The organism is Spirochaetota bacterium (genome assembly GCA_030154445.1).
Lineage (GTDB): Bacteria > Spirochaetota > Brevinematia > Brevinematales > Brevinemataceae > Brevinema_A.
In genome coordinates this window covers 95,420-120,736 of sequence record JAGUQW010000004.1, presented here as the reverse complement: position 1 = coordinate 120,736, position 25,317 = coordinate 95,420, and the positions used below count along the sequence as shown (strand labels likewise).

Sequence of the window (25,317 nt, the reverse complement as noted above, 5' to 3'; positions counted from 1 at the left end):
AATGATGAATATTGTTTCATTATTTTCTGGGTGTGGTGGTCTAGATTTAGGATTTAAAAAAGCAGGTTTTCAAATTGCTTGGGCAAATGAATTTGATAAAACTATTTGGGATACTTTTCGTTTTAATTTTCCGAACACACCTTTAGAAACAAGAGATATTAGAAATATTTTGTCTAATGAAATTCCCGATAATATACATGGTATTATTGGTGGACCACCTTGTCAAAGTTTTAGCGAGGCTGGAAAACGATTAGGACAGGAAGATCAAAGAGGACAATTGTTTTTAGATTATATAAGAATTGTTCGTGATAAAAAGCCTATGTTTTTTGTAGCTGAAAATGTATCAGGAATGTTACATTCAAAACACAAAAATTTTGTTGATTTTATAGTAGACTCTTTTGAAAAAATAGGATATAACATCTCATTTCAACTATTAAATGCACACGATTATGATGTTGCTCAGGATAGAAAAAGAGTTGTTTTTGTTGGTTATAGAAAAGATATTACAACAAAAGTTTTTAAAATAGATCCTGTTGTTAACAAAAAAAACAATATATTAAAAGATGTTATTTGGGATCTAAACGATAAAGCAGTTCCAGCTCTTGATAAGAATAAAGCTAATAAAAACTTAAAAATTTTCAATCATGAGTATATGACAGGTTTTTTTTCAACAATCTTTATGTCTAGGAATAGAGTGCGTGGTTGGGATGAGCCATCTTTTACCATACAAGCAGGGGGAAGACATGCTCCTATACACCCTCAGGCTCCTAAAATGATTAAGATAGAAAAAGATAAACAAATCTTTAAACAGGGATATGAAGATTTATACAGACGATTATCTGTAAGAGAATGTGCAAGGATTCAATCGTTTCCAGATGACTTTATATTTAAATATATAGATGTAGCAACAGGTTACAAAATGATAGGGAATGCAGTTCCTGTAAATTTAGGATACCATATAGCAATGCAGATAAAACGAGATTTAAACATATAAAATGAAAAACTATTTTATAATCAATGAATCATTGTGTACATCTTGACAATATACAGGGGAGATCTTATAATATATTAATTATTACAAGGAGCTTATTAAAGTGCCTACATTACCAGATTATAACCCTAATGATTTCGAAAAAGCTTTAGGGCTAGATGACTTACAACACAAACGATTTCACTCTATACCCAACCCCAACAAAACTCCTTACACTATCGTGATGCCCCCTCCTAATGTAACAGGAATCTTGCATATGGGGCATATTCTAAATAATACAATTCAAGATGTATTGATCCGTTATAAAAGAATGGATGGCTTTGAAGCGTGTTGGATTCCAGGATTAGATCATGCTTCTATCGCAACAGAATCCAAAGTGATTCAATGGTTAGAAACTAAAAATATCAACAAACAAGATATAGGACGAGAGAAATTTCTTGAGTATGCCATGCAATGGAAAGTACAATATGGTGGAATTATCAATGAGCAACTCAAACGATTAGGTGTATCTTGTGATTGGGATAGAGAGCGATTTACTATGGATGAGGAATACTCTCAAGAAGTACTTCAATCTTTTATTGATTTATTTAATGCTGGTTTGATTTATAAAGGCAATAGAATGGTTAATTGGTGTCCCAAATCAAGGTCTGCTATTTCTGATGATGAGGTTGAGCATATAGAAGAGCAAGGGTATTTATGGCATTTTGCTTATCCTATCAAAGATAGTGATCAATTTATAACGATTGCTACGACAAGACCTGAAACAATGTTTGGGGATACTGCTGTTATGGTAAATCCTACTGATAAACGCTACACAGAGTTGATAGGAAAAGTAGTTATTTTACCTTTTATGAATAGAGAAATTCCTATTATTGCTGATGATTATGTAGATCCTGAATTTGGTACAGGTGCGGTGAAAGTCACCCCAGCTCACGATCCTAATGACTATGAAGTAGCGTTAAGACACCAGTTAGAGATGCCTGTAGTAATGACAGAGAATGGGGGAATGAATAGTTTTGTTCCCGAAATGTTCCGAGGATTAGATAGATTTGAAGCACGAAAACTTGTTGTTGAAGAAATCAAAAAATTAGGTTTATTAGTTTCTATTAAAGAACATACTCATAAAGTAGGATATTCACAAAGAGGGCAAGTACCTATTGAATCCATGTTATCTGATCAGTGGTTTATTGCTATGAAAGAACTAGCGATAGAAGCCAAAAAAGCAGTGACTACTGGTGAAATCAAATTTTATCCTAATCACTGGGTCAAAACTTATGATTACTGGTTGGATAATATCAAAGATTGGTGTATTTCTCGTCAATTATGGTGGGGACATAGAATTCCTATTTACACTTGTGAATCTTGTGAACATCAAGAAGCTAGTCTTTCTACTATAGATACTTGTCCAAAATGTCACTCTCCTGTTACTCAAGCTGAAGATGTTCTAGATACTTGGGCAAGTTCTTGGTTGTGGTCTTATGCAGTACATAAAAATGAAGAAGATAAAAACTACTACCACCCAACGGATACGCTTGTCACAGGTCCAGATATTATCTTTTTCTGGGTTGCTAGAATGATTATGGCAACAAAATATTTTAGAAAAGAAATCCCTTTCAAAAATGTTTACTTTACAGGGATTATTCGTGATGATCTAGGTAGAAAAATGAGCAAAACATTAGGTAATTCCCCAGATCCTATTGATATTATGGAAGAATATGGTGCTGATGCTTTGAGATTTTCTATTATTCGTTTAGCACCTTTAGGGAATGATATTCTTTATTCTTCTGACAAAATTGATTTGGGAAAGCGTTTTGCAAACAAATTATGGAATGCAGCTCGATTTGTTATGATGTATGCGGAACAAAATAATTTTGATCTTAAAAGCTTGAATGATGATATTATTTCTTATAAACTAGATGATTTTGATAAGAGTATTTTGACAAGATACCATAGCACGGTAGAAAAAATTAGAGATCATTTTGATAAATTTAGAATTAATGATGTTGCCAAAGAAGTTTATGATTTTATTTGGGGAGAGTTTTGTGATAAATATGTTGAAAACTCCAAAATAGCTCTAAATCATGAAGATGTTAATATTCGTACTCAAAAACTCTATGTGATTTTGAGTTTGTTCAGACGGCTATTGAAATTATTACATCCTATCATGCCTTTTGTTACAGAAAAATTATACAGAGAAGTTTTTGATGCTAAGGAATTGCTATTCGCAGACTATCCTGTAGTAAATCAAAAAGAAATATTCGAGCAATCAGATGATCAAATGAAGCGCTTAGATCAAGCTTTGTATATGATACGCGAAATTCGAGCAGAAAGTAATGTTCCACCAAGTACTAGTCCTTCAGGAGTAATTGCTGTTTCTGGTGATCTTAAAGAATTTTTCGTGAGGAATATTACTGTTACTCAAAAATTAGCGAAGCTTTCTAGCTTAGAAGTAGTGGACGCTGGTAGAGATGTGCAAAATGGAGAGGCAACTGCCTCAGAGTACGACTTCCAAGTATTTATCAATTTGGAAGGGAGCATAGACAAAGCCAAAGAGATAGAAAGGCTAACAAAAGAACAAGAGCGTCTCCAAAAAGCTGAAAAGTCTATCAATGGAAAGCTAAACAACGAGCAATTCGTGGTAAAAGCTCCTGCCGAAGTTATCTCCAAAGAAAAAGCCAAATTAGAAGAAATTCAAAATGAATTACTAAAAGTTCATAGTGCTTTAGCTATGTGGAATAAGGAGTAGGAATACCTTTTTGGTAGGCAATCACGGTGTTTATTTAATAATAATATTAAAATAAAAATTAAAAAATAGATTTTTTTAATTATTGATAATATTATAATAAAAAACACCCTAGTATATGGGGTGCTTTTTTATTTTATAGATTATATTAATAGTAGTAAGATCTTAAGAGATTTTGAGATGATTTTTATTTGCTCAAAGTGATATTCCCATCTTTTTTCATTATCGGGAGAGAACTTTCTAGTAGAAAAAGTAAATTCTTTATTGTCTTTGATAATTTTGATTTCTTCATCACTTATCTGGATATTTCTAAAAAATTTATTTTTATATTTTTCTGGAGCATTAATAGTGATGATTCTCTCATAATTAATTCTTTCTTTACGACTATTCCATTTATTTTTAATATCTTCTTCGTTATCTGAGTGAATCCAATGTATTTCCATATCGGGGTTTCCTAGTTGAAAAACAGGATAATCGGCTAATATATGTTCATTTTCTTTTTTTAATGTTAAAGTTTTTGCTCTAGGAATAAAAATTATAGGTTGGGAGAGATGAAATCGTAGATCTTTTAAAAAGTTATTATACACAGTGCCTTCAAATAGTATACCAATGAAAGGTGATAAATATTTTAAATTCAGACATTTATATAGTCCACTTCCAGAACAATCCTGACTGATAAAAGTTACTTTTGATAGATAATGTGTTATAATATATTGAGTGATTTTGATAATAAATTTTAGATATAAATATTTTATAATAGAAAATGATAATAAAGCCCATAATAATAGTAAAGAGGTGATTAATAATAGATTGTTTTTACTATCAAAACTTGGATTTATTATGATAGCTAAGATCATTGTAAAAACAGGTAATAAAAGTAAAAAAATATAATATATATATTTAAGAAGTTTTGAGTATTTCTTCATATGTTCTCTTTGATTCGAATACTATAGTATGCTATTTATAAATTTTTTGTGGATTTTAGATAGAAACAATGAAGAAGATAAGAATGATTATTTCTCAGATCCAAGTTTCCAAAAAGCAATGTCTAATAATTTCATAATAGGATAATCTGCTTTGTAGGTAGCTTGATAAACTTCATCGGTGATATTTTTTTCAAAAAATGCTAATAAATCCGTGGTACATTTTTCAATAGTAGTACTTGAAATATTATGAGCAATTTCTGATATTTCTAATCCCTTTTTGAGGTAAGTGTCATAAGCGGGAAGGCATCCTATAGTCCCCAAAAGAACTTCGGTAATTAAAATAGAAGATGCTTTTCTATCTTTGGCATCAACGGTTAAATCCATGATATCTTTCCAAGTGTGGTGAAAAAGTTCTGCATATTTATTGTATACTTCATCGTATAATTTTTTGATATCTTTGGTATGTGTTTTGAGATATTCAAGATCATGATTGTTTTTGCGTAATTCTTGTGCTTCTGGACTAAATAATAAAGTGATTACAGATCTGTGGATAGAATAATTGTAATGAAGGTTGAAGGTAGCCCCTCTATACATGCCTAATGTTACCAAATAGCTACCCAAATGTAGTGCTAATAAATCTTTTTCTTTTTTAGTAGTTGGTGTAGTATTTTTTTTGTAAAATTCTCCAAATGCTTCGTAACATAAATTCCAAGAATAAAAACGATGGCATGGTACGCCGTTAGATTTTAATTGTTCTAATTGTTTATAGTATGCTACTAGATCTTCTAATTTTGTAGCGTCAAATTGACTCATAAATAAACTCCTTCGTGTAGGAATTATATAATATTATTGTTATATTGTCAATGAAAATATTATCACCAAATATATGAATATATATAATCCCTACAAATCAGAAGGCGAGAATTTTTGGAATAAAGATAGAAAATATATTACTCAAAAATTTTATGATAAATACTTTCCAAGTATCTTAGAATATTATCAAAAAAACATTGCAGATAAATAATAAAAAGCCAGTGAAAAGCTGGCTTTTTTGATAGATATATAGAAAGGAATAGTTTGTCAATTGACAAAAAACAAGATGAGAATTATAATTGATATACTATTAAACAAGGGAGTTTACAATGTCCAACATATTACCAATTCGTACAAATTATTATTTCCAAGGGGAGATTAATCCTCATGATTTAACTTTGCTAAAGACATGGGTAGAACAATTAGAAAAAGAAACTCCAAAAACAACACTAGAGCTTGATGAATTTCTGAATAAAGTAGATGAGCTTAATCATAAAATTCGCGATACAGGTGGTGAGATTTATATTAAGATGACTTGCGATACTATTGATAAAAAAATAGTGGAAGATTATACGGCATTTCAACAAAATATTTCTGCTTATTATGCTCCCAAAGATTTTGCCTTTAAAAATATTGTTTTGAATTCACCAGCTTTGAAAGATTGGGTTGTAGAACATGGCAAAACAGGATCTCTATTAGAAAGAATCCTCAAGAATGATAGCGATCTTTTTAGAGAAGAAAATGTAGCATTGGAAATTAAAGAAAATGAATTGGGCATAGAATACAGATCTATTACAGGTAGTATGACAGTAGAATTTAATGGCGAAGAAAAAACACTCCCTGAAATGGCTATATTTCTTAAAGATAAAGATAGAAATGTTAGAGAAAAAGCTTGGCGTGTGCGTTCTGAAAAAATGTTAACTCACAAAGATGAGCTTAATGTATTGTTTAATAAGCTTTATGAACTAAGACAAGAAATTGCAAAAAATGCTGGTTTTGATAATTATAGAGATTATATGCATCAAGCAAAAGGGCGATTCTCTTATACAGTACAAGATATTCATAATTTTCATGATGCTGTAGAATCGGAGATAATGCCTTTAATCGCTGAACTCAATCAAAAAAGAAAAGATACCTTACAAATAGATAATCTCAAACCTTGGGATATGAGTGTTTCTTTGGATGGTAAGTTGTTAAAACCTGTTAAAAAAACAGAAGATCTAATTCCCAAACATATCACGATGATGCAACAAATAGATCCTATTTTTGGTGAGAACTTTTCTTCTATGGATGCTAGTAAATTATTAGATCTATTCAATCGTAAAAATAAAGCTCCCGGTGGTTATTCTTATCCTTTGTACAAATATGGAGCATCTTTTATCTTTATGAATGCCGTTGGCTTGCATAGTGATTTAACGACACTTATTCATGAGATTGGACATGCTATGCATGAATTTGCTCAAGCAGATCATAAGTATTCTAGCCTATTAGGTCTTCCTATGGAAGCAGCTGAGTTAGCTTCTATGAGTATGGAAATGATTTCTATGGATAGATGGAAAGAATGTTATACAGATAAAGAAGATTTTCGTAAAGCAAAATATGATCAGATCGAAGGAGCATTAAAATTCTTCCCTTGGTGTATGACTATCGATAGCTTCCAACAAAAAATATACACAGATAGCGGTACTACAGAATTAAGAGAACAGGCATTTATAGATGTTATGGATCGATTTTCTAACAAGGCTGGATTAAACTGGTCTGGATTAGAACAAGAAAAAGCGATTCAATGGTTGTTTCAATTACATATATTTGAAGTACCTTTTTATTATATAGAATATGGTATTGCTCAATTAGGAGCTTTAGCAGTTTATCGTGAATACAAACAAAATCCAAAAATAGCAGTAGAAAATTATAAAAAATTTCTTAATATAGGACATCAAGTACCTCTGGCTGATATTTATAAAATAGCAGGAATAGAGTTGAAGTTCACTAAAGAATATATTAGAGAATTAGTGCAATTTATTAGAGAAGAGTTGAAAGAATTAAGTTAAGGAATATTAACATAGGTAGAGGTATCAGTGTCGAATCAAACAACAATCAAAAACAGAACAATCTTTTGTGGAGATAATCTAGATATTTTACAAGGATTTAATGATAATTCTATTGATTTGATTTATTTAGATCCCCCATTTAACAAAAACAAATCTTTTTCTGCGCCTATAGGTAGTAATGCTGAAGGAGCTGAGTTCAAAGATTATTGGGGAATGGAAGACATCAAAGATGCTTGGTTATTATTATTAAAAGAGAAAAATCCAGAATTGTATCATTTTATAGAGCTTAGTGGATATATTGGAGATAAGAGTAACAAATACTATCTCGTCTATATGGCAATGCGTCTCTTAGAGATGAAGCGTATTCTCAAGGACACAGGTAGTATCTATCTTCATTGTGATAATACGATGGGACATTATCTTAAGCTACTGATGGATGTTATTTTTGGGCATAAAAATTTTCGTAATGAAATTATATGGGAAAGAAGTCCTGTTAAAGGAGCTAAATCAACATCGCAACAATTTGGAAGAAATACCGAGAGTGTTTTCTTTTTTTCATCTTCTCAAAATTATTATTTTAACCAAGTATACAAAAAACATGATCTAAATGCGAAGCATAATAAATTCAAATATACTGATCCTAATGGTAGGATATATAGTAGGGATACTCCTTTGGGTGATTATAGTTTAGAATCTATTCAACGTTTTGAAGATACAGGTCGTATATATTTTACAAAAAATGGAAAAAAACAATTAATAAGATTTCTTGATGAATCTAAAGGTATTGCTATTGGGTCTATTTGGAATGATATAAAGCCTATCAATCAAATGAGCCATGAAAGAGTTGGTTATCCTACCCAAAAACCATTAGCATTATTAGAGCGAATTATAGAGGCATCATGCCCTAAGGGTGGGATAGTATTAGATCCTTTCTGTGGATGTGCTACTACCTGTGTTGCAGCAGAAAAGCTTGGTAGGGAGTGGGTGGGGATAGATATCTCAAAAAAAGCTTACGAACTCGTAAATATAAGATTGCACAAAGAAATCGCAAACCCTGATGATCTATTTAAACACAAGAACGCTCTTATTTTTAGAGATGATATTCCCGAAAGAACAGATATAGAAGCAATAAAACTTATAGGTAAAGCCAAAAAAGAGATCAAAGAAACGCTCTACGGCAAACAACATGGCGATTGTGCAGGCTGTAAACAACATTTCAATCTTGTGCATATGGAAGTAGATCATATCATTCCCAAATCCAAAGGTGGAGCGGATAGTAAGGATAATTTTCAACTACTGTGTAGTTATTGTAATAGAGTCAAAGGCGATAGACCTATGGAAGAACTATTAGCAAAATTAAAAGCAATTAAAAGCAATTAAAAGCAATTAAAAGCTAATACCTTTATATTACTTGTATTTGCAATCAATATGAGTTATGATGTATCAAGGAAGTGTTATGGAAAGTATTATAGAAAATTTTGTCGCTTATATTAAAACTCAAGATTTGTACACAATCATATCATCAGGAGTACTCTTTACACTAGTTTTTGCAATAATTATTTATAAAAGCACTCAAAAACCACATACCAGATATATAGAAGAAATTTCAGATGATGATATTTATGCAGATGATCTTTCTACAAATGATCCCATAGAGCATGAGAAATCTTCTCAGAGTGAAACTAGTGCTGGAACATGGCTTATTATAGATAGTGTGGCGATTCTTACTTTTACGATAATTTCTTATGTATTATTTTTCAAAAAAATATGGATGGGACAAGATGTTTTGCGAATATTAATGAAGAGTGTGGGTGTCAATATAATGTTTTATTATTGTTTGATCAAACCAACATTGTTTAACACAAATCAAAAATAATTTTTTATTGATAAATATAAATAAAAAAAAACACTCTAGAATATAGAGTGTTTTTTGTTTATATAAAATATATCTTTAGAAATTTAATTCCTGAAAGAAAGGTCTTGCTTCTTGAATAGTAAAAGGACTACCATGGCCTGGATAAACAGTTGCTTCAAGAGGTGCTGATAGGGTTTTGGCAATAGAAACACGCATTGCTATAGGATCACATCCATCTAGGTCTACACGACCAACACTACCTTGTTCAAAAATTATATCTCCACCGAACATCGTCATATCTTGACCAAAAAACACGGTGTGATCAACCGCATGACCTGGCGTATGAATCAATGTCCACTCTTGTCCTGCCGCTGTGATAGTTGCACTTTCTGTATTATAAGTCCAATCTGGCTTCGGTGCAATAACATCTAACCCCCATTTGTGAGAAAGATTTTTATGAGGATTTGGTAATGTTTCGTTAGCTAATTCATGTGCTACAATAATTGCAGAAGGGTAAATATTCTTTATTTCAGTTAATCCTTGAATATGATCTATATGCCCATGGGTAATAAAAATATGAGTAATATTATAGGTGCCAATAATATTGTATAATCCATCTAAGTCATCTCCAGGATCAACAATAATTGCTTCTTCAGTATCCGTATTAAAATAAACCCAAGTATTTTGGCTAAAAGCTCCATTTTCGTATTGTTTGATCATGATAAATATCCTCATGTTTTGATAGTATATTATAAACTTTTTTTAGTGATAATACAATAATATAGATATAAATTGTATGAAAAAATTGCTTTTTTATTTAAAATGTTTTAAAATAAATAGTGTAAATATATACTATTTATTTAAAATAGTGTTGGAGGAATATATGGCTGATGAAGATTTATTAGAAGAAGGGTTGGAAGAAGGACTTAAAAAATCTAGTCCTGTAGCAAAAATTCTTACTACAATTTTAGGATATTTGATTCCTGTATTAATTTCTGTTGTAATTTCTGTTATTATAATGTTTGTTGTTTTTAAAGGTGGAACATCAAAAGAAAGAAATGAAAATGCAATAGCAGTACAACTACAACCAAAACCTGTCCCACTATCTTATTATGATATTGGTGAATTCAAAATAAATACCGCAGATTTAGATGCTAACTATTTTGTAAGAGTTGCATTATCTTTGGGATATAATCAAGAGAAAAAATTATTACATGCTGAATTAGTTGCAAGACATATTCAAATTAGAGATGTTATTTTAAATTTATTGAATTCTAAAGAAAAAAATCAAATAGATGAGTTTTTAGAAAAAGAACAGCTTAAAGAAGAAATTAGACGCACTATTAATAGTTTATTTATTAATGGTGAAATTGATGCTGTGTATTATACAGAGTTTACGATATCTTAAAATAAAATAATAATTAGGTGTTAAACACCTCAAGGAAATAAGATGACAGAAATATTGTCACAAGATGAAATTGATGCGTTATTAACAGCTGTTTCCAGTCCAAATTCGACAACATCAGATGAAGAGAATGCAATTGCTTCTGTGAAGATGAACAGAAATAAAAAGCGTTTAAAAGTGTATGATTTTAGAAGACCAGATAAGTTTTCTAAAGATCAGGTACGCACATTACAGATGATTCATGAAACATTCGCTCGTTTGACAACCACATCTTTAGCAGCTCAGCTTCGCTCCTTAGTACAAGTGCATGTTGTGTCTGTTGATCAGCTTACTTACGAAGAATTTACAAGATCAATTCCTTCTCCAACGACATTGGGTATTGTGAATATGGATCCTCTTAAAGGGAGTGCCATTGTTGAAATAGATCCAGCCATTACTTTTTCTATTATTGATAGGTTATTTGGTGGTAAAGGGGAAACCTTAAAGAACAATAGAGAATTAACGGATATTGAGATGTCTGTTATTGAAGGGATTTTAGTGCGTCTTTTAGGAAATCTTAGAGAATCTTGGTCAAATATGACAGACTTACGACCTCGTTTGGGTAATATAGAAACGAATCCACAATTTGTAGGTATTGTTCCTCCAAATAGTATGGTTATTCTTACAACATTTGATACTAAAATTGGTGATGTTGAGGGAATGATAAATTTTTGTATTCCTTATATTACGATAGAACCTATTATTAGTAAGTTGTCAGCTCAATATTGGTATTCTGCAGTTAATACAAATATTACTACAGAGCATATTCATTTTATTAAACAGCAAATCAATGATATTAAATTAACAATTATTGCACAATTAGCAGAAACTACATTGTCTTTTTCTGAAGTTAGTCAACTTAAAGTGGGTGATGTAATAAGATTTGATACTAATGTTAAAGCTGATGTACATATATTTATTGGAAGAAATGTAAAATTCAAAGCAAAAGCTGGTGCTTTTGGTTCGAGAAGAGCTGTACAGTTACACGAGGTATTGGGAACTTTTAAAGAAGAAGATTTACATGAGTTGTTATTAGATAGAGAGAAATAATTATTAGTATTATATTCAAAAAAAACATCTATATTAATAATATAGATGTTTAATTTTATAAACCTAAGGCTTTAGAAAGTTTTTCAGTAAGTATATCGAGACTTTCTTTATTATTATAATCTCCATTGTGAAGCTTATTTTTAATACGATCAATTTTTTCTTGATCTATATCTGGAATTTTAGCTAATACTTCTCTGATAAAAGCTTCATCTTCTAAAAATCTTGCATGATCAGATACTTTAAGAGAATCTGGATTTAATATAGGTTTTATTGTAGAAGGAGTTTTATTTGTTTTGATTGATTGATTTTTATCTAAAGGATCAATTCCTCCAATACCACGAATCTCCATATGAACCTCCTGAATTTACATTCATCCCTGTTTCGTTTTCATAACAATAATCCATTGCTACTAACTATCTTTCTTTAGTTATTTTCGTTAGCAAGTTGTTGTTTTATTTTACGCTTTTCTTTTTTTGAAGCAACTGCATTTTTTTCTGGTGTAACAAAATCCTCATAGATTCTTAATACAGCAACAAATTCACCTTTGCATTCTTCTTCGGAAAGAGCATTATCTATTTCTTCAAGAGATCCTCTATAGATCTTCTCATAAGTTTTAGTCAATTCCTTTCCCAATATAGTATCGGCAGAAAGTTGTAATCCCTTTAGGATTTGTAAAAACTTTTTTACCCGGTGACAGGATACAAATATTACAATAACATTATTTTTATGTGCAAATTGTTGTATTGTTTTTATAAATTGACCTTCTTTTTTAGAGATAAAGCCTGTGAAAACAACATTTTCACCACCTATTCCTGCTACTGATAAAATAGTAGTAAGAGCAGAAACTCCTGGAATAGGAGTAACTTTTAGACCATTTTCTGAAATTGTTTTAACAACAACGACACCAGGATCAGAAACACAAGGGGTACCAGCATCACTTACAAGAGCAACATCTTGATCTTGTAATAACATTTTCATGATACCTAAGGCAGAATTTTTTTCATTAGCTGGAGAACATTCAATTAATTTTTTATTTTGTATTCCTAAATGATTTAATAAAATCTTAGTGCGAGGAATATTTTCACAAGCAATAATAGGTACTTCTTTGAGTATTCTAATAGCTCTAAGTGTTATATCTTCTAAGTTCCCAATTGGTGTTCCAATTATATAAAGCTGCCCACTCATAGATACTCCTATATTTCACATACTCTTATTTATATTCGGAAATCAAGGTGCTATTTCTTCACAAAATATGGAGAAAAAATAAAAAATATTTATGAAATAAAAATTATCATACAATATAATAATAGATAAATCAAATTTTCATCAATAATGAAAAATAATATAAAAGTTGTATTAAATTAATACAAAGGAGTTAATAATGATATATATATTAGGAATAGTGGTGATTTTATTTTTATTACTAAATCACACAATCGTGTTTCATAGAAAATTGAGACTTAATGTTTTTACTGAAAAATATTCACACACTAAAGATCTTTGGTTTAAAAAAGATGGTAATACTAAATTAATTATTTTTTTACATGGGATGTTTTCAACACCTAGTACCTTTGAAGATCTTGCAGAAATACTTTTGTTAAAAGGGTGGGATGTTTATATTCCTACATTACCAGCTTCTGCTATTTCTCGTGAAGATCTTCAATCTATAGGATCTTGGGCATGGAAAGAAAGTCTTATCATAATACGAGAAAAGATCAACAGCTTACCAAATAATTATCAAAAAGTAGTACTAGGAGGACATTCTCAAGGTGGTAGTTTGGCAATGAATATTGCTACAGAAAGATCTTTTGATGGGTTGATTGTTGTTTCTAGTCCTGTGAATTTATATGGGAATCATCTTAAATTATGGCAAAATATTGCTATTTATTTATCAGGATTGTTGTCTTTTGTATTCCCAAATGGTGTATTAGAATCTATACCTTATCAGCAAGAAAGAGCTGAAGTAGAAAAATTATGTGATGCGGAAGGTATACAGTATCCTTATACTATACATACCTTTAAGAAAGGTTTGAAAATATTGAGACAAAATCTTTATAAAATTAAAATGCCTTTATTTTTGGCATATTGTAAAGGTGATATTTTGGTTAACTTTAAAAATTTAGAACTTATTAAAAACAGTGTTTCATCTAAGAAAATTATAGAAAAAACATATGATATTTCTTTTGAAGAAGAGCCTTATGGATTTCGTCATCAACTATTGAACTATTCTAAAACTAAAAATGATCTTAATGTATCAATAGTATCATTTTTAGAAAATTTATAAATGATTCTGAAATAATTTTGAATTTATTATTAGATTGTACTATACTTAATAATATATTTATATAAGTAGGAGATATAGTGGAATCATTATTTCAATATTCTTTTTTTCAATATTCTATAGGGATTTCTGTAGTATTATCTTTGTTATTTGCATTAATATCGTTTATTATTGTAACTAGAAAACTCACTTTTTTGGCGATAGGTACAGAACATGCGGCTTTTGGTGGGGTTGGATTGGCGAATTATTTGCATACAGATCAATTATTTACAACAATATTTTTTTGTGCTTTTGTTACGGTGTTGGCAGGACGCTCTCATCAAAAATCATCTGATATGGGTATAAGTATGTTATTTTCTGGAGCTATGGCTTTTGGGATGATTTTATTATCAATAGGTGGTAATTCTTTTAATTTATTCAGTTTTTTATTTGGTGATCTGATAGGAGTAACTGCAAAAGAATTTGTCTTTACTACAATCATCACGACAATAATTTTGTTGATTGTTTTACCAAATATAAGTAAAATATTATTCATAATTTTTGACAGAGATACAGCAGAAGTTTCAGGAGTTGATGTAGATTTTTGGGACACAATAATTTATATAATACTTTCTATAAGTATTATTTTGGGAATAAAGTTAGTAGGGGTATTATTGGTGGCGGCGATGACAGTATTACCTTCTGCTTTTGCATTATTGTGGCAAAAAAATACAATAATAACATTGATAATTTCTTTTATATTTTCTATATTTGTAATGGTAGGTGGTATTATTTTATCGTTTTCTTTGGATATTGCACCGGGAGCATTAATAGTATCTTTAGCTGTGATTTTGTATTTTATAGGAAAACTCAATCAACAATTAAAAATTAAAATATAGAGGAATATATGGAATTTATTTGGAATAATTTTTTATCATTATTAATTATTATAGGACTAATTACAGTAATTATTTTTTATATAGGTGATCGTTTAATATTTTATGCTAATCAATTGGCTGTAGTTACAAATATTTCTGGAGCATTTATAGGATTTGTATTGATAGCCATGATTACTTCTATTCCTGAAATGGTTAGTACTTTTATATCTATAAAAAAAGGTTTGATAAATCTAGCTGTAGGCGGAGTATTGGGTTCGAATATGCTGAATATAGCATTGTTAAGCACGATATTTTTAATTTTTAAAGATAAAAAATTAAAAATAGAGAAATCTTCAATTTTTAGTTTTGTGAGTAGTTTGATTTTGTTAGGAATTATAGGATTTGTAATAGTTTTATATCCTGTTTCTAATATAATTCCAAATCAATATGTGGTGATTTTTGTATTTATGATTATTTATAGTTTTATTATGAAACAGGCTTACAATCTAAACGAACCAGAAGACAAGAAAGAATCACCTCTTAAAGATAAAGAAGAATCACCTACTAAAATAATAATTTCGTTTGCATTTTTCTCATCAATAATTATAGGACTTTCTTGGATTTTAGTCTCTATTTGTCAACAGATAGCTCTTGTGGATGTGCCTATTTATGGACAAGCATTGGGAGAACATTTTATAGGATCTTTAATCTTGGCTATAGCTACTTCTATTCCTGAATTAGCAACAACTTTTCAAATAGTAAGGCGTGGATTTACTAATATGGCTATAGAAAATATCGCTGGAAGTAATATTTTTAATTTGTTGATACTAGTTTTAGCATCGTTATTTTCTACGCAAAATTTATGGATACAAATACCATTTAATAGTTTGTATACAATCTTTTTAATTTTTATTGTTAGTTTATTAATTTGTGTGATAGGTTTAATCAAAAAAGAATCAAAAATATTGACTTATACTATTTATACAGTGATTATTAGTCTATGGTTGTATTCCTTAGTGTTAGTATTTTAATATTATTTAAATAAAATATAAAGCAACTAAGGAAAGAACAGTTAATAGAATACCAACGATTATTAATGGCTTCAAACCTGGTTCATCAAAGAGTTGAGAATAATTTGTACTATTATTGGAATCTTGTTGTTCATTATAAATTTTTAGTGGATCAACAGTAGATTCACTAATCTTTGGATTATATAGTTTTAGTCTAATTCCTGCTTCAATATTAAATTTAGTATACTGATTTTTTTTATATTTTACAATAATATCAACTTTATTTTTGATTATAGGACCAATTTGATCCACAGTTCCAACAATAGGATCTATAGTGTTTTTTTCAGGATTTAAAAGATGGAAATTTTCTATCCATTGTTTGCCATAATCAGTATTGGAATCTACGCGCATAAGAATTCTAGTACCGTGAGATAATTGATTTATAGCGATTCCTTCACCTGTTGGAGCTAGTATAGGATTTGCAGGAATATAATAATCTTGATGAGATATTACAACAGATGGTGTTGTTAAAATATTATTGTTAGCTTCAGGTTTTTCTTCTATAATACGAAAATTTTTAATAGATTCAATATCTTCACTATTCAATTCTTCAAATGAAAGTTCCACTTGAACTGATCGATCTTTATAAGGTAAGGCTAGGATATTTGTTAACTCTTTATGTATATTGTTTATTTTATTAGTGTTAAAATCTTTAATAATAGAATTTATTCTTTCATTATTATCAACAAAAGCATCATAAAATACTTTTTTGAAAGTATCTGTAATAGAAACAGCATATTCACTTTTGATTTCTAAGGCATTAAATTTTTCTTCTAGTGTAATCCAAGATTCAGATATATCTGTAAGAAATAGATCACTAAAATAAGAAGCAATCATATGGGATTTAATAAAAGAACAACTGTTTGATAATGTCTCATCATCTTCAGAAGATTTTATATTATTTCCTTTGAATAATAAAATAGCAAAAATACCATAAACATTAGCATTTTTGAATTTAAATTTTCCTTTTATAATTAGTGTATTAGGAGATTTAATATTAAATTCTTCAATCTGCTCATCTATTATTTCTGGACTTATTGTTGGTTTGTGATCTAAAGGTTCTATAAAATCATTTGAAATATCTGTTTTCATATTCTTCCCCTCAATGGTTTTTCTTATTTATCGGATAATATATAATATAACATTATTATACTTATAATATTAAATAAATTTATTTTAGGAGCTTATTATTGAATGATTCTATTGTATTAAATGGCTACTTATTATCGCAACAAAAAAATGAAGAACTCAAACAAATTTTAACACGATATCCCAAAATTTCTCTAGCAACGATACTAGTTGGTGACGATCAAGCATCTCATATCTATATAAATGCCAAAATTAAAGCGTGTCATAATGTAGGTATTATTCCTATTCCTTTATTTTTGTCAAAAGATATAACGAAACAAGAGTTGTTGAAAAAGATAGAAGAATTGAATGAAGATTCTTCGATACATGGTATTTTGGTACAATTACCTTTGCCATCTCATCTTGATAGTTATCATATTTTAGCAGCTATAAAACCTCAAAAAGATGTAGATTGTTTTCATCCTTTTAATATTGGTAATTTATATGCTGGCGTTTCTGATTTTGCACCTGCAACATCAACTGGAATATTAATGCTTTTGGATTCGATCAAAGAACAATGGAATTTAGAATCGAAAAATGCAGTTATCGTAGGAGCTAGTAATATTGTAGGAAAGCCAACAGCAATGTTATTATTACAAAAAAATGCTACTATTACTATTGCTCACAAAAAAACTAATAATCTTAAAGAATTATGTTTGACAGCAGATTTGATTGTTGTAGCAGCAGGTAAAATAAATCTTATCACTGAAGATATGGTTAAACAAGGGGCTGTGGTTATGGATGTTGGAATGAATAGAATTCAACACGGTAAACATTCTATTTTAGTTGGAGATGTAGATTTTGAAAATGTAAAGAAAAAATCTTTTGCTATTACTCCAGTTCCCAAAGGGGTTGGACCTATGACGATATCGGCATTGTTGTATAATCTCTATTTTTTATATAATAAATATCATTCTAAAAATAATAACGACCTAAGATAATTATCTTAGGTCGTTTCCTTTATAAGTAATGCGTTCCAAAGCAAGAATTTTTGCTTTTTTATCTGCAATTAAAATTTCTTCTATTTCTGGATTTTTATTATTTGGATATTCTTGAATAATTTCTTGAAAAATATCAGGAATCTTATGAAATGCAATATTATCATTTAAAAACTGTTCAATGACCACTTCCATAACAGCACAAAGTACCGTTGGTAACAATCCATCTTCTCGAGCAACTTGTCTAGCCAAAGATAATAAAGGGAATTTATTATAATCAGGCTCAAAGAATTCTAGAGCTTTTAGTGTAGGATCATATTCACCGAAAGGTGTATCATGGGGTGTTTCGGGATAGAAAAGAGCATGTAATGCTGGATAACGCATGTCAGCTGGAGAAGCAAGCAAATGCCAATGCCCACCTTTGGTATTGATAGCACCATGGACAAGTGATTGAGGATGTATTAATACGCGTATTTGATTTTCTGGAAGATCAAATAAACGCATTGCTTCGATGACTTCAAGCCCTTTATTAATCATGAGAGCACTACCAACGGTAATACTAGCACCCATAATCCAAGTAGGATGATTGAGAACTTCTTTTTTCGTAATACTTGCATCAATATTACGATGTAAAAATGGTCCTCCAGAAGCTGTCAAAACAAGTTCTTTTATCTCTTTTTTTTGTTTACCACGAATAAGATCAAAGAGAGCAAGATGTTCGCTATCAAGAGGAATAATCAATCCCCCATATTTGTTAGCAGCTTGTGTTAAAAATTTACCACCAGCAACGAGTGCTTCTTTGTTGGCGATAATTAATTTTTTACCTTGATTTAATGCTTCGAAAGCAGGAATAAATCCATTCATTCCTAGTAATGCTGATACTATTGTTGGAGCTTCAGATATTTGACAGATGTTTTTTAAGCCCTCTTCCCCATACATGAATTCTATATGAGGAAACAAAAGAGGTAGGCTATCATGTTTTTGTTTAAGAACAACATATTTTGGAGAAAACTCTTTAATAAGAGCCACTGTTTTATCAATATTAGACCAAGCTGTAAATCCATATAAAGTAAATTTGTCAGGATAAGTGCGTATAATATCAAGTACAGAAAACCCTACAGATCCTGTCGCGCCAAGTAAAATAATGTTTTCCATGTTTTATCTCTTTATATATTTATAATTAATTAGGGAGGAGTGTCACGCCTTTAGTAGTATTGTTATTAGAATCGTCTTGAGTACTAATTTGTAAAAATAAAGCTGTATCTAATGGAATATTAAAAAGAAAAGATTCTTTTTTTGAATCAAATATCCCATCTATAGGTACTAGTTTTATTGTTGTTGATCCATTAATAATATAACTAGTTTCTTTAATAATACTATGGGTATCACTTACAGAAAAACTAACTTCTACAGATTTAGTTGATTTTTTGAGATTAATATTACTAATGATAGGGGCTTCACTATCAAACATTATTGGAATTGAAGTATAATCACTAGTAAGAGCAGTTTTATCACTATTAGATGGTCTATCACTTACAATGAGAGTGATTTTTTTATATCCAGTAGGATAAGAATTTTTAGCAAAAGTAAAATTAGTACTAGTTATTTTTTTTTGATTTATTTTAATTTTAGGTAGACCATCTTCAGCAAGATAAATATCGTACTCTAGGGTATCATCATTAGGATCGCTTGCTGACCAATTTATGATAATATTTTGCTCGGTTAATTCTATATCAATATTATTAATAGAAGGCTTGAGATTTAATTGAGTGTAAGGAAATTTGACCTCTTCTACATAAGGCATTTTGATTCCATCAGATTTGAGAATAGCTTTGTAACGAATATATTGTGCCATAGGTGTTGTTATTTTTTGGTTTGCTGAGATTTCTTTCCAATCTTCCCAATATTTTGGATTGGTAGTAACTCCACTTTGAACAAAAAACTGAATACTTGTATTTGGTGGCGTTGAAACTTTAGTAAAGAAATTCCCCCATGATGCGATGTTACCAGCATCATAAACTTCTGAGGTGAAAGACCCCGTAGAAGATATAGTATTTTTCATCGTCCATAAGGCAGAAGTATCACTCGATAATAACATAAGAGAATTATTAACATTAAATAGTTCTAAAATTTTACCTTCTCCTAGTCCAGAATAATAACTTTTTTTAGTAATAATATCATACATAATATACAATCCAAATTGATCAGCACCTATAACAATATTATTATTAAAAATGCCTACAGAAGTGAAATAAAAACCATTTAGTTCATACAATGTTTCTATTGCTCCAGACAAAGAAATAGAAGTTAATTTACTAATAATTTGTTCTGGTTGACCTGTAGCAGGATTTTCTTCTTGAGTTACACTATGAATAATATAAAAATTATTATTAGTATAAGTAAATCCAGAGGCAGTTCCCTCAAAAAGAGCTATCGCAATAAAGCGATCATTTTGTTTTTTGTAGAGTGCTTTTTCACCAAGTACCCATAAGGTATCATTAACATATAATCCTTGTAGAAGATGCTCTTCTACATCTATTATGATAGGATTACTTAATGTGAAATTGTTATATTCATATACGGTAGCACTAAGTCCTGTCAAAATATAATATCCACCTTTTGGATTCGGTACAATATCCCAAACATAACTATTAGACAAGCTAGTGTTAGAAACAATACTATAATTTTTATTTAGATGATATAAGGTGCTTTCTGGTGATGCAGCAAAGAGAATCCCATCATTTTCAGCAACAATAGAACTGATGATAGAATGATTAGAGGAGGAAAAAATTTCTGTTTCTTTGAAATCACGATCTATTTTTAGTATTTTGGATTCTTCAGCAGTACCGAGATAAAAAGAGTTATTAATATATACTCCTGTCCATAATAGTTGAGATGTTTGAAAATTTTTAGTGGTTTCTTTGGATAAAGAAATACCTTTCTCTTGTGTAACTGTTGTGTTAGATAATTGCCATAACCATAGATTGTTAAATTTGTTATCAGTGATGAAAGATGTTGTTGTACCAAACGAAGATGTGAGTAATCCCATAAATAAAAATAGGAAGAAAAAGTGCTTCATAGATGTTTCCTTAAGATTATAATTTTTATTAAAAATAAAAATATTATTTTATAATTTAAGTATAATTCAGAATCTTATTAATTTCAACTATATCAAAATATTATATAGTTGAAATTAATAAGAAATATAAGTATAATACTAATATTATTACACTTATATTTGATGGAGAGTAACATGAAAGGTCTTGTAATCATTCCTACATACAATGAAGTAGGTAATATAGAACGAATTATTCCCCAGATTATTAATAATTATGATCTTGATGTATTGGTAGTAGATGATAATTCTCCAGATGGTACAGCAGAATTAGTAAGATCTCTCAATGAATTTGATACAAGAATTTTTCTTCTTGATAGACAAATAAAAGATGGATTAGGAAGAGCTTACATTGCTGGGTTTAAAAAAGCCTTAGAATTAGGTTATGATTTTGTCATACAAATGGACGCTGATCTATCACACGATCCTAAAGACTTGAAACATTTTATTAATAAAATTATTACAGGAGCACAAGTCGTACTAGGCTCTCGTTATGTTGATGGGGTGAGAATTTTGGATTGGGATGTAAAGAGATTGTTTTTGAGTATCTGTGCTAATTTTTATGCTAAAATTACCACAGGAGTGCCTTATACGGATCTTACTGGTGGTTATAATGCTTATACCAAAGAAGTGCTTGAAAAGATTGATTTAGACCATATTCATGCTAAAGGATATATGTTTCAAATTGAAATGAAATCGTCAGCTTATTATGCGGGTTTTAATATTCAAGAAGCACCTATTGTTTTTGTGGATAGAACTATTGGTGAGACCAAATTACAAGGTAGTATTATCTATGAAGCTATCTGGGGTTGTCCTCTAATCAGGGTAAGAAAAATATTTGCTTTATTACCAATAAAAAAATAAAAAATACAATTTTTATAGTATTAAATATAAAAAAGACTACTAAATTTATTAGTCTTTTTTGATTGTTGTCAAAGATGATTATTTGATTTTTATTTTGTTGATTTCATTCAAAATAGTATAAGCTTCGGATAGATAATTTTTTATTTGATTATCTGAAGGAGTTGTTGCAAAAGCATGGAAATCTAAAATGTTAAGTAATTGTAAAAACCCTGTTTGAAAAGCAAATTCAATATTATTTTTTTCAAGGTAATCAAGAATATCTTGAGGAGATGATGAGTTACTAATACTAAATTTATCAGCACAAAAATATAAAACACTTTGTCTAATAAGGCGAGCAGCTTCTTTGTATTGATTATCTTTTATTGCTTTTTCACTATGAGCCATAATTTGTTGAAGACGCTTTTGTGCTCCACTAGCACGAGCATAATTGATATCTGTAGAAAGTTTGTTGATTTTTATTGCTTGTAAAACTGATACAAACATAATCAACAAACCTATAATAAGAGATCCTATTATATATTGAATACCAGAATTATAAAAGAATGTTTGTGATATTTCTGGTAACAAAGTCATTTTTTTTGTAGTGGTATTTTGTTGAGAATTATTAGCAGATACTTGTAAAGTAAAAGCCTCTGTTTTGGAGCTTGTAAAATTTCCAGAGTTATCAGCATAATTAAGTGTTACTGATGGAATAGTATATGAGCCTTCTTGCTTTGGTATAATAGTATAAGTAAACACTTTTTTCATATAGATATTATTGGAATTATTAGAATCTTCAATACCTAATTCTAAGGTGCTTGTTGGTGATGAAATAAACAAATTAGTTAATAATAAATTTTTGAATGGATCGACAAAAAAATCCACATTTCCATCGCCTTCAATACTGAAAGTTAATATTTGTTCCTCGGTAGCGTTCATTTTGTTTTGGGAAAGGTTGACAGAGAGAGTTAATTCATCACCAATATAAGTAAGATTCTTAGTAATAGGGATAGATTCGATTTCTATGGGATCGCCTACAATATTAAAATTGCGTATTCCACTTTGGATATAGAATGCTGGGGGATAAAAATTTAGTTTTCCTTTTTCTAATGGAAAAATAATGTATTTAGTAATAAGCTTACCATACAAAACACTAGTACCAAATGTTCTCGTGATAATCTCAGTTTGTTCAGGAATAGTAATAGAATGTACTAATCCTCCATCAAATCTTGGAGGATAGGCTTGCTGAGCTCTTTTTCTTTGATTTAAAAAATCAGTATCATCAGAAAAGAGATAAAGATCAGCAATTAGTCCTGTATTTTGATAAAGTTTATTTCTTGTAACATCTAACTGCAAAAAAGCCTCTGTAGGCCCTTCTACAAACATACTAAATGGATTTCCACCACGCTTTGGATTCGGTGCTTGCAATCTATCTGTATTTTCTACAGTGATAGAACTGGATTCACTATAGATCTGTTTGCCTTTTTTAGTGGTAATAATAAAAGTTGGAATATTTATTTTTCCTGTTGAGTTAGGTGTGAATTGATAAATATAAGCATAAATATTTTTTACCTGTATATTACCATTGATATTTATTAATTGACGCTGAGATGACATTCCTTTGTATGATATATTGAATTTCTGAGAATTAGTAGAAGGACTTGGTATTTCTGATAAAGATTCATTATAAACATCAATTCTGATTTCAGCAACTTCATTAGTTCCTATAGCAGGAGGATTTACGCTAATACGAATTACAGGATCTGTAGCAAAAAGAGTTATTTGAAAAAAGATAATAAAGAGAGAAATAATATAGTGCATAATGTTCTCCTAAGTGATTTATAAAAAGATATCATAGTATCTTATAAAATAGTATTTTTTGCAACTATTCGTAGAAAAAGGATAAAAGATATTTTTATTTTATATACATTATGAAAATCATATTGACTTAATGATAGTATATGCAATAATATAGTAAATATATCTTAGGAGATTAATTATGATTATAGGGTGTCCAAAAGAAATAAAAACCCATGAATATAGGGTAGGTCTTACACCTCCAAACATTAAAGCTTATGTTATGAAAGGGCATACTATTTATGTAGAGTCAAATGCAGGAGAAGGGATTGGCTTTACAGATGCTGATTATGAATTAGCTGGAGCTATTGTTACAGACAAAAAAACTCTTTTTGAAAAATCAGAAATGATTATTAAAGTCAAAGAACCAATAGCAGAAGAGTATCATTATTTTCGAAATAATACTATTCTTTATACATACTTGCATCTAGCAGCGGATAAAACCCTTACAGAAATGCTCTTGAACAAAAAAATATGTTCTATTGCTTATGAAACAATTTCTGAAAATCGACAACTACCTTGTTTGGCTCCTATGAGTGCCATTGCAGGTCGTTTGTCTGTTCAAGAAGGTGCTAAATATATAGAAAAAACTTATGGTGGATTAGGACTTCTTCTTGGTGGTGTTCCAGGTACTCCAAAAGCAAATGTTGTGATTATAGGTGGTGGCGTTGTTGGAATTAATGCTGCTCAAATAGCTGTGGGTATAGGGGCTGATGTTACTATTTTAGATATTAGTAACGAAAGACTTTCCTATATTGATCAGATTTTTAATATGCGTATCAAAACATTACAAAGTAATAGAGGAAGTATAGAAAGTATTCTTCCTATTGCAGATGTGATCATAGGAGCTGTTCTTATTCCTGGAGCAAAAGCACCAAAATTAATTAGTAAAAATGATTTATCCTTGATGAAAAAAGGAGCGATATTAGTAGATGTGGCGATAGATCAAGGAGGATGTTTTGAAACATCCAAAGCCACTACGCATAGCGATCCTGTTTATATTGTTGATGGTGTTGTTCATTATTGTGTAGCTAATATGCCTGGAGCTGTGGCTCGTACCTCAACTTTAGCACTAACTAATGCTACGCTGATTTATGGCTTACAAATTGCTGGTATGGGCGTGGAAGAAGCTTGTCGAACAAATAGTGCTATTCTAGAGGGTCTTAATACCTATCTGGGATATTGTACTTTTAAAGGTGTTGCAGAAGCTTTAAATATACCTTACACTAAAGCGTTAACAGTATTATAAAATTAAAAAGGATTATATATATAATTATTAAACCGTATTAACAATTTAAAAATATCTCCTGTTCGTAAATCATTGCTTTTTGCAGAGATAGCAAAACAAAAAAGAA

General features: G+C 29.9%; 23 protein-coding genes. 14 read left to right on the top strand and 9 right to left on the bottom strand.

Annotated elements, in window-relative coordinates; translation table 11 throughout:
- The first annotated feature begins 4 nt into the window (after positions 1-4).
- Both KFW21_02525 and KFW21_02520 read left to right on the top strand, forming a co-directional pair.
- Positions 5-994: a DNA cytosine methyltransferase gene (locus tag KFW21_02525; protein MDK2818307.1), complete on the top strand. Its 990-nt coding sequence runs from the start codon at positions 5-7 to the stop codon at positions 992-994.
- Between the two features lie 100 nt (positions 995-1,094).
- Positions 1,095-3,737, top strand: coding sequence for a valine--tRNA ligase (locus tag KFW21_02520; protein ID MDK2818306.1), 2,643 nt, complete (start codon positions 1,095-1,097; stop codon positions 3,735-3,737).
- Positions 3,738-3,877: 140 nt separating this feature from the next.
- On the opposite strand, the gene KFW21_02515 is transcribed toward KFW21_02520, so the two are convergent.
- Both KFW21_02515 and KFW21_02510 read right to left on the bottom strand, forming a co-directional pair.
- Positions 3,878-4,660 (bottom strand): DUF1919 domain-containing protein, encoded by a 783-nt coding sequence (locus tag KFW21_02515; protein MDK2818305.1) that lies wholly within the window; start codon positions 4,658-4,660, stop codon positions 3,878-3,880.
- A gap of 87 nt (positions 4,661-4,747) precedes the next feature.
- A complete protein-coding gene (locus KFW21_02510) occupies positions 4,748-5,473 on the bottom strand; it encodes a hypothetical protein (GenBank protein ID MDK2818304.1) in 726 nt (241 codons plus the stop codon).
- Positions 5,474-5,546: 73 nt separating this feature from the next.
- Between KFW21_02510 and KFW21_02505 the strand changes: the two genes are divergently transcribed.
- The 4 genes from KFW21_02505 to KFW21_02490 all read left to right on the top strand — a co-directional run bounded on the left by KFW21_02505 (position 5,547) and on the right by KFW21_02490 (position 9,400).
- Positions 5,547-5,684 carry a hypothetical protein gene (locus tag KFW21_02505; GenBank protein MDK2818303.1) on the top strand — a complete coding sequence of 46 codons (138 nt, stop codon included), beginning with the start codon at positions 5,547-5,549 and terminating at the stop codon, positions 5,682-5,684.
- A 118-nt stretch (positions 5,685-5,802) separates the two neighbouring features.
- On the top strand, positions 5,803-7,524 hold the full coding sequence (locus tag KFW21_02500; protein ID MDK2818302.1) for a M3 family oligoendopeptidase: 1,722 nt from the start codon (positions 5,803-5,805) through the stop codon (positions 7,522-7,524).
- A gap of 27 nt (positions 7,525-7,551) precedes the next feature.
- Positions 7,552-8,904: an HNH endonuclease gene (locus KFW21_02495; protein MDK2818301.1), complete on the top strand. Its 1,353-nt coding sequence runs from the start codon at positions 7,552-7,554 to the stop codon at positions 8,902-8,904.
- A 76-nt stretch (positions 8,905-8,980) separates the two neighbouring features.
- Entirely contained in the window at positions 8,981-9,400 is a 420-nt protein-coding gene (locus KFW21_02490; GenBank protein MDK2818300.1) for a hypothetical protein, read from the top strand.
- Between the two features lie 75 nt (positions 9,401-9,475).
- On the opposite strand, the gene KFW21_02485 is transcribed toward KFW21_02490, so the two are convergent.
- Complete coding sequence (locus KFW21_02485) at positions 9,476-10,099, bottom strand: MBL fold metallo-hydrolase (GenBank protein MDK2818299.1); 624 nt, start codon at positions 10,097-10,099, stop codon at positions 9,476-9,478.
- 163 nt (positions 10,100-10,262) lie between these two features.
- Here KFW21_02485 and KFW21_02480 point away from each other — a divergent pair, with 163 nt between their 5' ends.
- Together KFW21_02480 and fliM are read left to right on the top strand one after the other, a co-directional pair.
- Positions 10,263-10,787, top strand: coding sequence for a flagellar basal body-associated FliL family protein (locus tag KFW21_02480; protein MDK2818298.1), 525 nt, complete (start codon positions 10,263-10,265; stop codon positions 10,785-10,787).
- A gap of 42 nt (positions 10,788-10,829) precedes the next feature.
- The gene (fliM, locus tag KFW21_02475) at positions 10,830-11,873 is read left to right on the top strand and encodes a flagellar motor switch protein FliM (GenBank protein MDK2818297.1); all 1,044 of its coding nucleotides are present in this window, start codon (positions 10,830-10,832) and stop codon (positions 11,871-11,873) included.
- Between the two features lie 55 nt (positions 11,874-11,928).
- On the opposite strand, the gene KFW21_02470 is transcribed toward fliM, so the two are convergent.
- Positions 11,929-12,222: a flagellar biosynthesis anti-sigma factor FlgM gene (locus tag KFW21_02470; protein ID MDK2818296.1), complete on the bottom strand. Its 294-nt coding sequence runs from the start codon at positions 12,220-12,222 to the stop codon at positions 11,929-11,931.
- A gap of 74 nt (positions 12,223-12,296) precedes the next feature.
- Positions 12,297-13,058, bottom strand: a complete 762-nt coding sequence (gene rsmI / locus KFW21_02465) for a 16S rRNA (cytidine(1402)-2'-O)-methyltransferase (protein MDK2818295.1) — start codon at positions 13,056-13,058, stop codon at positions 12,297-12,299.
- 196 nt (positions 13,059-13,254) lie between these two features.
- On the opposite strand from rsmI, the gene KFW21_02460 reads away from it, so the two are divergent.
- The 3 genes from KFW21_02460 to KFW21_02450 all read left to right on the top strand — a co-directional run bounded on the left by KFW21_02460 (position 13,255) and on the right by KFW21_02450 (position 16,042).
- Positions 13,255-14,157: an alpha/beta fold hydrolase gene (locus KFW21_02460; GenBank protein ID MDK2818294.1), complete on the top strand. Its 903-nt coding sequence runs from the start codon at positions 13,255-13,257 to the stop codon at positions 14,155-14,157.
- Between the two features lie 77 nt (positions 14,158-14,234).
- The gene (locus tag KFW21_02455) at positions 14,235-15,032 is read left to right on the top strand and encodes a metal ABC transporter permease (GenBank protein ID MDK2818293.1); all 798 of its coding nucleotides are present in this window, start codon (positions 14,235-14,237) and stop codon (positions 15,030-15,032) included.
- A gap of 8 nt (positions 15,033-15,040) precedes the next feature.
- On the top strand, positions 15,041-16,042 hold the full coding sequence (locus KFW21_02450) for a hypothetical protein (GenBank protein ID MDK2818292.1): 1,002 nt from the start codon (positions 15,041-15,043) through the stop codon (positions 16,040-16,042).
- 6 nt (positions 16,043-16,048) lie between these two features.
- Here the strand turns inward: KFW21_02450 and KFW21_02445 are convergent, their stop codons facing one another.
- On the bottom strand, positions 16,049-17,173 hold the full coding sequence (locus tag KFW21_02445; protein MDK2818291.1) for a hypothetical protein: 1,125 nt from the start codon (positions 17,171-17,173) through the stop codon (positions 16,049-16,051).
- Positions 17,174-17,283: 110 nt separating this feature from the next.
- Between KFW21_02445 and KFW21_02440 the strand changes: the two genes are divergently transcribed.
- Complete coding sequence (locus KFW21_02440) at positions 17,284-18,150, top strand: bifunctional methylenetetrahydrofolate dehydrogenase/methenyltetrahydrofolate cyclohydrolase (GenBank protein ID MDK2818290.1); 867 nt, start codon at positions 17,284-17,286, stop codon at positions 18,148-18,150.
- Here the strand turns inward: KFW21_02440 and KFW21_02435 are convergent, their stop codons facing one another.
- Positions 18,151-19,302: a 1-deoxy-D-xylulose-5-phosphate reductoisomerase gene (locus KFW21_02435; protein ID MDK2818289.1), complete on the bottom strand. Its 1,152-nt coding sequence runs from the start codon at positions 19,300-19,302 to the stop codon at positions 18,151-18,153.
- A gap of 25 nt (positions 19,303-19,327) precedes the next feature.
- Positions 19,328-21,196 carry a hypothetical protein gene (locus tag KFW21_02430; protein MDK2818288.1) on the bottom strand — a complete coding sequence of 623 codons (1,869 nt, stop codon included), beginning with the start codon at positions 21,194-21,196 and terminating at the stop codon, positions 19,328-19,330.
- Positions 21,197-21,388: 192 nt separating this feature from the next.
- Here KFW21_02430 and KFW21_02425 point away from each other — a divergent pair, with 192 nt between their 5' ends.
- A complete protein-coding gene (locus tag KFW21_02425; GenBank protein MDK2818287.1) occupies positions 21,389-22,126 on the top strand; it encodes a polyprenol monophosphomannose synthase in 738 nt (245 codons plus the stop codon).
- Between the two features lie 78 nt (positions 22,127-22,204).
- Here the strand turns inward: KFW21_02425 and KFW21_02420 are convergent, their stop codons facing one another.
- On the bottom strand, positions 22,205-23,926 hold the full coding sequence (locus KFW21_02420; protein ID MDK2818286.1) for a BatD family protein: 1,722 nt from the start codon (positions 23,924-23,926) through the stop codon (positions 22,205-22,207).
- A gap of 178 nt (positions 23,927-24,104) precedes the next feature.
- Between KFW21_02420 and ald the strand changes: the two genes are divergently transcribed.
- On the top strand, positions 24,105-25,211 hold the full coding sequence (gene ald, locus KFW21_02415) for an alanine dehydrogenase (GenBank protein ID MDK2818285.1): 1,107 nt from the start codon (positions 24,105-24,107) through the stop codon (positions 25,209-25,211).
- Positions 25,212-25,317 lie beyond the last annotated feature (106 nt).

Coding starts and splice junctions, on each gene's coding strand:
- KFW21_02480 (MDK2818298.1), top strand. CDS start 10,263: ATGGCTGATGAAGATTTATTAGAAGAAGGGTTGGAAGAAGGACTTAAA.
- KFW21_02450 (MDK2818292.1), top strand. CDS start 15,041: ATGGAATTTATTTGGAATAATTTTTTATCATTATTAATTATTATAGGA.
- KFW21_02470 (MDK2818296.1), bottom strand. CDS start 12,222: ATGGAGATTCGTGGTATTGGAGGAATTGATCCTTTAGATAAAAATCAA.
- KFW21_02460 (MDK2818294.1), top strand. CDS start 13,255: ATGATATATATATTAGGAATAGTGGTGATTTTATTTTTATTACTAAAT.
- fliM (MDK2818297.1), top strand. CDS start 10,830: ATGACAGAAATATTGTCACAAGATGAAATTGATGCGTTATTAACAGCT.
- KFW21_02485 (MDK2818299.1), bottom strand. CDS start 10,099: ATGATCAAACAATACGAAAATGGAGCTTTTAGCCAAAATACTTGGGTT.
- KFW21_02525 (MDK2818307.1), top strand. CDS start 5: ATGAATATTGTTTCATTATTTTCTGGGTGTGGTGGTCTAGATTTAGGA.
- KFW21_02425 (MDK2818287.1), top strand. CDS start 21,389: ATGGAGAGTAACATGAAAGGTCTTGTAATCATTCCTACATACAATGAA.
- KFW21_02500 (MDK2818302.1), top strand. CDS start 5,803: ATGTCCAACATATTACCAATTCGTACAAATTATTATTTCCAAGGGGAG.
- KFW21_02420 (MDK2818286.1), bottom strand. CDS start 23,926: ATGCACTATATTATTTCTCTCTTTATTATCTTTTTTCAAATAACTCTT.
- KFW21_02435 (MDK2818289.1), bottom strand. CDS start 19,302: ATGGAAAACATTATTTTACTTGGCGCGACAGGATCTGTAGGGTTTTCT.
- ald (MDK2818285.1), top strand. CDS start 24,105: ATGATTATAGGGTGTCCAAAAGAAATAAAAACCCATGAATATAGGGTA.
- KFW21_02515 (MDK2818305.1), bottom strand. CDS start 4,660: ATGAAGAAATACTCAAAACTTCTTAAATATATATATTATATTTTTTTA.
- KFW21_02490 (MDK2818300.1), top strand. CDS start 8,981: ATGGAAAGTATTATAGAAAATTTTGTCGCTTATATTAAAACTCAAGAT.
- KFW21_02445 (MDK2818291.1), bottom strand. CDS start 17,173: ATGAAAACAGATATTTCAAATGATTTTATAGAACCTTTAGATCACAAA.
- KFW21_02505 (MDK2818303.1), top strand. CDS start 5,547: ATGAATATATATAATCCCTACAAATCAGAAGGCGAGAATTTTTGGAAT.
- KFW21_02430 (MDK2818288.1), bottom strand. CDS start 21,196: ATGGGATTACTCACATCTTCGTTTGGTACAACAACATCTTTCATCACT.
- rsmI (MDK2818295.1), bottom strand. CDS start 13,058: ATGAGTGGGCAGCTTTATATAATTGGAACACCAATTGGGAACTTAGAA.
- KFW21_02510 (MDK2818304.1), bottom strand. CDS start 5,473: ATGAGTCAATTTGACGCTACAAAATTAGAAGATCTAGTAGCATACTAT.